Raw genomic sequence first — 6299 nt, forward strand, 5'->3', positions numbered from 1 at the left:
AACCCAGCCCACCATGATGGGAGCAAAAGCCGCTCCCAGATTGATCCCGATGTAAAAAATGGTAAAGCCCTTATCGCGGCGAGGATCGTGCTGGGCGTACAGTCCCCCCACCATCGTCGAGATGTTAGGTTTCAAAAGTCCCACGCCAAGTACAATTAGAAAAATACCCAGGTAAAAAGCCCACATGGTCTGAATCGCCAGAATCAAATGGCCAATCGCCAGAAGCAGGGCTCCGATCAGTACGGTTTTCTTCTGGCCCAAAAAGCGGTCGGCGAGGTAACCGCCGGGCAAGCTGGCCATGTATACACTGAAGCCGTACCAGCCATAAAAGGTCAGGGCTTCGGCGTTGGTCCAGCCCAGGCCGGGATTCAGCCCCGTCACGGAAGCCGTCAGATACAGCACTAGAATGGCCCGCATGCCGTAGAAACTAAAGCGTTCCCACAGCTCGGTCATAAACAACACAAACAGGCCTTTCGGGTGACCTAACCACTGTTTTTCGGGGGAAGAAGTCATGAGTGAACAAACAGAAATAATATGCTATAGAAAGGGTATGGCTCCTAATTACAGGGCTGTGGAGGAGGACCGGGCTTCCCCATTCGGTGAAAAGCCACTTCCTCGCCTCAGGCTGGATTTTCAGGAAAACAGGTACTTATTTTTTTCGGAGCTGCACCGTCTTTCCCGTGCGGGCCGACTCCCGGGCGGCTTCGAGAATACGCACCACCTGCACGTTGTTTTCCAGCGAGTAGAGCGGATGAGGCTTGATTTTTCCCCGGATCAAATCGGCAAAATAAGCAAAAGGATCGTCGTAAACGGGCAATTCCTGTTTCGTAATGCGTCGTTTCTGTTCTTTTTGGGAGCGAGTGCGGACTTTATAATCCGTGGTATTTTCTGTAATAACGTAGCCCGCATCGCCGTAGACTTCCATATCTTTTCGGCTGAAAGGCCAGTTCCAGGAAGCCTGCACAATGCACTGAGCCGAGGGGTATTCAATGACTATGGTAGCTTCGTCGTCCACCTTGGGATAAATCTGGGGTTTGAACTGCCGGGTAACCGCCGTAACCGACAGCGGTGTTTCATTCTTCATGAAATACGTCATCAGGTTGGCTCCGTAACAGCCGAAATCAATCAGGGCTCCACCGCCGTTTTGTACGGGGTCCGTTAGCCAGTTAAAGAATTCGGCATTGACGCCAATCTCTTTCGGACCCTCGTGTCCCGTGTGTACCACCATTTTCTTAAACGTTCCCACGGTACTGCTATCAGTAACGAGCTGATAAGCTTTTTCAATGCTGGGGTACCAGGACGTTTCGTAGTTGGTTAGTAACAGCGTTTGGTGCTTCCGGGCCAAGGAGGCCATCCGTTCCGCATCGGCTAGGTTGGTAGACAGCGGTTTTTCCACCATGACGTGAATGCCCCGGGGAGCACAGGCCTCCACGACAGCTTTGTGCTCGTAAATGGATCCAAAGGCTACGACGGCTTCGGGTTTGACGGCATCCAGCATTTGTACCAGATCGCGGTAAAAAAGTTTGGACTCCAGGTGATATCGTTCGGCGTAGCGTTTCGAAAGGTCCGTATTGGATTCGGCAATGCCCACCAGTTCGATGTCGCCCAGCGGTTTTCGACCCAGAATCCAGGGGACGTGACCGTGGGTGATACCAGCTACGGCCAGTCGGACGGGTTTCTGGGCCTGAAGATTCAGCATACCCAGCAGAAAAAAACAAACGAAGAGTATAGTTTTCATTCGGTAATGAAGTCAGAAGCAAAAAGGGCAAACGCTTTCGCAGCCTGCCCTCGGGTTTGATCAATTAAGCCGTGAGTGTTCCCTCTAAAGTAGGTCGGCGGTCGGGTTTACCATCGAGGATGGAAAGACTTCGCTGGAATTTGACCTGTACCTTTCCCGTTTCAAAGTGCAGGGAAATGATTTCGTAATGGGCGGTTTCAATGAAGCGAACCAGGAAATCGAAGGTATTCTCGTTTCGCCAGGCTCCACTCGTGGCAATGGGCGTAAGTGTTTCACCGGGAACGGGCGTCTGAGTAAGTTTGAGCGGAGTCGTGGATAGATCGGTGCGACCGAATTTCCAGCGACCCAAACCCGCTTCAATGCGGTCTTCGCCCTGCGTATCTTTGAGAATCAATTGAACGGAATCTTTCTTCACGTCCATCCGCACGGATTGAATACCCAGGGAATTTTCCTGAATCTGAAAGGTTTTCCCGTTGATTTGCTCGCTCAGGGGAGAGTTAAACGTCCCCTCCGCCAGCGGTAATCGTAGGGAAGCCAGCCGTTTTTTCAAAGCCGATTGGGTGGAGGCCGGACTAGACTTGCCCACGGCTGGTAGAATGTGGTTCCAGGCGGCATCCATAATGCCCTGCATATTACTGGTTTCGCTGGTCATGGCAATGACGAGGTCGAGCTTGGGCAATACCAGACAGTACTGACCAAAGGCCCCATCCCCCCGGTACCCCTCGTGGCGGCACCGCCAGAATTGATAACCGTAACCCTGTAGCCAGTCGTGGGTTTCTTTGGGACGACTGCCACCCGAGGACTGTACCTGAAAACGCGTAGCCTCGTCGATCCAGGCTTCGGTAATCAGCCGCTTGCCTTTCCAGACGCCTTTTTGCAGGTACAACTGACCAAATTTGGCAATGTCTTCGGTTTTAACCCGTAAGCCCCAGCCACCCGTGTTGATGCCTTGCGGACTTACTTCCCAGTCGGCCCCTTCAATGGCTAAGGGTTTGAATAGTCGGGGCGTGAGGTAATCAAGTAAAGTTTGTCCGGTCAGCTTCTGCACAACGGCGGAAAGCATATACGTCGCTCCGCTATTGTAGACGAAGTGCGTACCCGGCTGATGCTCGACGGGTTGGGCCAGAAAACCCTTCACCCAATTCGGACTTTCGGCCATGGGACCCGTTGTATCTTTCGCGTGTCCGGTAGACATGGTCAGCAAATCCTTGATTCGCATGGCGGCCAGATTTGGGCTGACCGTTGCGGGAAGATCTTCGGGAAAAAACTTGATGACCGGATCTTCCACCCGAAGGCGATTTTCGGCTACCGCCAGTCCAACGGCCGTAGAAGTAAAGCTCTTACTGAGCGAATAGAGCGTGTGCTTGAGATCAGCCGCGTACGGAGCCCACCAGCCTTCGGCAATGACCTGCCCGTGTCGCAGCACCATCAGGCTATGTACGTTGAGTTTTTCCTTTTCAACGGTTGCAATGAAATCCAGGATGCCCTGTGAAGCAACGCCCTGAGCTTCGGGCGTACTACGGGAAAGGGCGTTTCCAGGGGCTGGCAGCCAGGCTGGAAGCGTAGAAAGCAAACCCAGTTGAGCCGAGTGCATGCCCAACTGCTGCAAAAAGGTACGTCGAGATAGTGTCATCGTTGGTTTGAGGTAAAGAAGGTCTTAAAGGTAAGATATAACTTCAAAGGATTGCATACGTCCGCAGAAAGACGAGCCGGTACGCAGATCCGTCTAAAATTAGAAACGAAACCGTAACCCGCGTAGGGTTGCTACATTTAATACTCCTTTTACGTATAAACATACAAACATTATATATAATTTTAACCATTCAAAATACTCTGATCGGGGTCTCGGGGGATTGGTTAACTTATTACTCACGCCATGCAAACAGGAATGATCGATGAACAAAAGTTGATTTCCGAACTCCAGCAGGGGAGTTTGACGGCTTTTGAGGCCATCTATTCCCAGTACTGGTATCCGATGTTTCTGGTGGCGTACCGCAAACTGAACGACCGTGAAGTAGCCGAAGAAATGGTACAGGATATTTTCGTAAAGCTCTGGGAACGAAAGGCGAGTGTGTCCATCAATCGACTGAGCTATTACCTGTTTTCGGCGGTTCGGTACGCCGTTATCGACCAGATCAGAGCTCGGGTCACGCGGGAGCAATATCTAAGTTATTACCAGTCCTTCTTATCAACGGAGGATTCGTCCACGGAAGAGGCCATTATCTTAAATGATTTACGTTCGGCTCTAGAAGATTCGCTGCAAACTCTACCCGAAAAGTCCCGCCAGGTGTTTACCCTGAGTTATTTTGAGAACTGGTCCGTCACCCAAATTGCCCACCATATTCAGCTTTCCGAAAAAGCTGTAGAGTACCATCTTACCAAGGCCGTCAAATTTCTCCGCACGCACTACCAGGATCATTTACTGGGCACGCTGCTTTATCTCATTCTCACCAACCGTTAATTGAACGAAGGCAAGAATTTTAGTGGGTATCAAGCATCTTTATATAAACTTTCGTAGAAATTTTAAAACGATTTAGGCCAAATCTTCGCACATCCGACTTGTTAGATAGGAGCGGCACTCAAGGCTCTCTACTGCTTGTATGACCCCGGAAGAATTTCAGGAGCTTTTGCTACGCTACCAGCGTAACGAAGCCACCGCCGAAGAACAGCAGCGTATCCACGCCTGGTACGACCGACTGGCAGTCGATTCGCAGGAAGAACTTCCCGCGGCGGAACGTCCGCCGCTGCAAGCCAAGCTGTGGTCGTCGATTCGCGAGCGTATCGATGAACCTGAACCCGAGATTCAAATCCGGCCCCTCCGAAAATCCGGATGGTACGTAGGGGTGGCCGCATCGGTACTGCTGGTACTGTCCATTGGCCTTTGGTTCTGGACGCAGACGTCCGTGAATTCGGGACAACTGGCGGTTCATACGGCGGCTCCGCTGCTTACCGCTCGCGGGCCGCAAACGCTTACCCTTTCCGACCAGAGTCAGGTAACGTTGCTGGAAGGAAGTAGCCTGCGGTATTCGTCAACGTTTACTGGAAAGCTTCGGGAAGTAGACCTACAGGGAACCGCCTTCTTTCAAATTACCAAGAACCCTGAAAAGCCTTTTCTAGTGCACACCGGCTCGCTGGAAACGAAGGTGTTAGGGACGAGTTTCTGGGTGAGGCATCAGCCTAAACAAAGCTACGTGCAGGTGCAGGTAGTTACGGGTAAAGTTTCCGTACAGCAGGATCAAAATCAGGTAATCCTGGTACCGAATCAGCTCGTTACGTATTCGCGGGAGAAACCCTGGCTGCAAACGGGCCTCGTCCAAAATCCGCTGGTGCTGGATGCCTCCGTTTCGATGCGATTCAAAGACGTACCGCTGCTTCGCGTGGTTGAACGCCTCGAAAAACGCTATGGCATTACCCTGCTCATCAAGCAATCGGCCTTACGTCAGTGCCCCTTCACCGGAGATCTGACGGGGCTAGGCCTCTACGAGCAGCTGGGTATGATTTGCCAGGCTTTAAATGCTACCTACCAATCCGACGGTACTCAAATCCTGCTACAGGGTTCGGGCTGCCGATAATGACTTATCCTACTTACCTCCTCTAAAACTGATTGCCATGATTAACTCCAAAGACGTAATCTAATTTCCTGATTCTGGTGGTCTGGTACTACCACTAGTAAAGCCCTTACGCACCTTCGCTCAGAAGGCGTGCGGGGACGTTTTGTGCCTATTAATAATGAATAAGACCTATGAAAAAAACACGTTACTTCAAACCTTACGCTCTGGCGGGCTGGTTGCTCCACCGTTCTTTTCTACCGCTACTACTAAGCGTACCTCTCTTCAGTTTCGCTGAACCCATTCATACGGTTCAGGATGTACTGGAGCGTACCGTAATCCTGCCCGCCGGGAAGGTGAGTCTGGAGCAGGCACTGAGTCAGATTGAAACGCAAGCTTCCGTCAAGTTTGTGTACAGTCGCAAAGTAATTCAGTCCGATCAGCAAGTATCGGTCAAGGCCATGCATACCAAACTGGAAGAGGTACTCAAAGCCTTACTGGGCCCTTTAGCGATTCAGTATAAACTCGTGTCGGGACGCATTGTGCTTTCCAAAAGTCAGGAAACGATGCTGCTGACCGCTCCGAAATTAACAGTAACGGGGACTGTTACCGATAATCAGGGGCAAACCTTAACCGGTGTAAGTGTCGTACTAAAAGGTACCACGACGGGTTCAGCTACTGACGCCAATGGGCGGTATACCCTGAATGTACCCGACGATGCCGCCACGTTGGTGTTCTCCTACGTGGGTTACGTAACGCAGGAAGTGGCCGTCGGCGGTCGGAGTGCCATCGATGTGAAACTGGAAACCGATACGAAATCGCTTTCCGAAGTCGTAGTCATCGGCTACGGTACGCAGAAACGGAGTGACGTGACGGGTTCGCTGGCGTCGGTCAGTTCCAAAGAGTTGAATGAACTGCCCGTAGTCAATGCCGTACAGGGTCTAGCGGGCCGGGCGGCGGGCGTGCAGGTGGTACAAAACTCGGGAGCACCGGGAGCCAATATCAGCATTCGG

At 51.7% G+C, this 6299-nt stretch carries 6 protein-coding genes; 3 read left to right on the forward strand and 3 right to left on the reverse strand.

Translation table 11 applies throughout. The features are described from left to right. The 3 genes from ACOJTG_RS22355 to ACOJTG_RS22365 all read right to left on the reverse strand — a co-directional run. Nucleotides 1-513 (reverse strand): oligopeptide:H+ symporter (locus ACOJTG_RS22355; protein WP_420155838.1); only part of this gene is annotated, 513 nt, incomplete at its 3' end. A gap of 136 nt (nucleotides 514-649) precedes the next feature. Continuing rightward, nucleotides 650-1738 (reverse strand): Gfo/Idh/MocA family protein, encoded by a 1089-nt coding sequence (locus ACOJTG_RS22360; protein ID WP_420155839.1) that lies wholly within the window; start codon nucleotides 1736-1738, stop codon nucleotides 650-652. 64 nt (nucleotides 1739-1802) lie between these two features. Next, complete coding sequence (locus ACOJTG_RS22365) at nucleotides 1803-3371, reverse strand: serine hydrolase domain-containing protein (RefSeq protein ID WP_420155840.1); 1569 nt, start codon at nucleotides 3369-3371, stop codon at nucleotides 1803-1805. 243 nt (nucleotides 3372-3614) lie between these two features. Here ACOJTG_RS22365 and ACOJTG_RS22370 point away from each other — a divergent pair, with 243 nt between their 5' ends. From ACOJTG_RS22370 to ACOJTG_RS22380, 3 genes are all read left to right on the forward strand, one after another. Then, complete coding sequence (locus ACOJTG_RS22370; RefSeq protein ID WP_094815828.1) at nucleotides 3615-4199, forward strand: RNA polymerase sigma factor; 585 nt, start codon at nucleotides 3615-3617, stop codon at nucleotides 4197-4199. A gap of 139 nt (nucleotides 4200-4338) precedes the next feature. After that, a complete protein-coding gene (locus tag ACOJTG_RS22375; protein WP_420155841.1) occupies nucleotides 4339-5310 on the forward strand; it encodes a FecR family protein in 972 nt (323 codons plus the stop codon). A gap of 170 nt (nucleotides 5311-5480) precedes the next feature. Beyond that, nucleotides 5481-6299: carboxypeptidase-like regulatory domain-containing protein (locus ACOJTG_RS22380; protein ID WP_420155842.1), on the forward strand; the 819-nt coding region annotated here is incomplete at its 3' end.

Source organism: Siphonobacter sp. (assembly GCF_048595215.1).
GTDB lineage: Bacteria > Bacteroidota > Bacteroidia > Cytophagales > Spirosomataceae > Siphonobacter.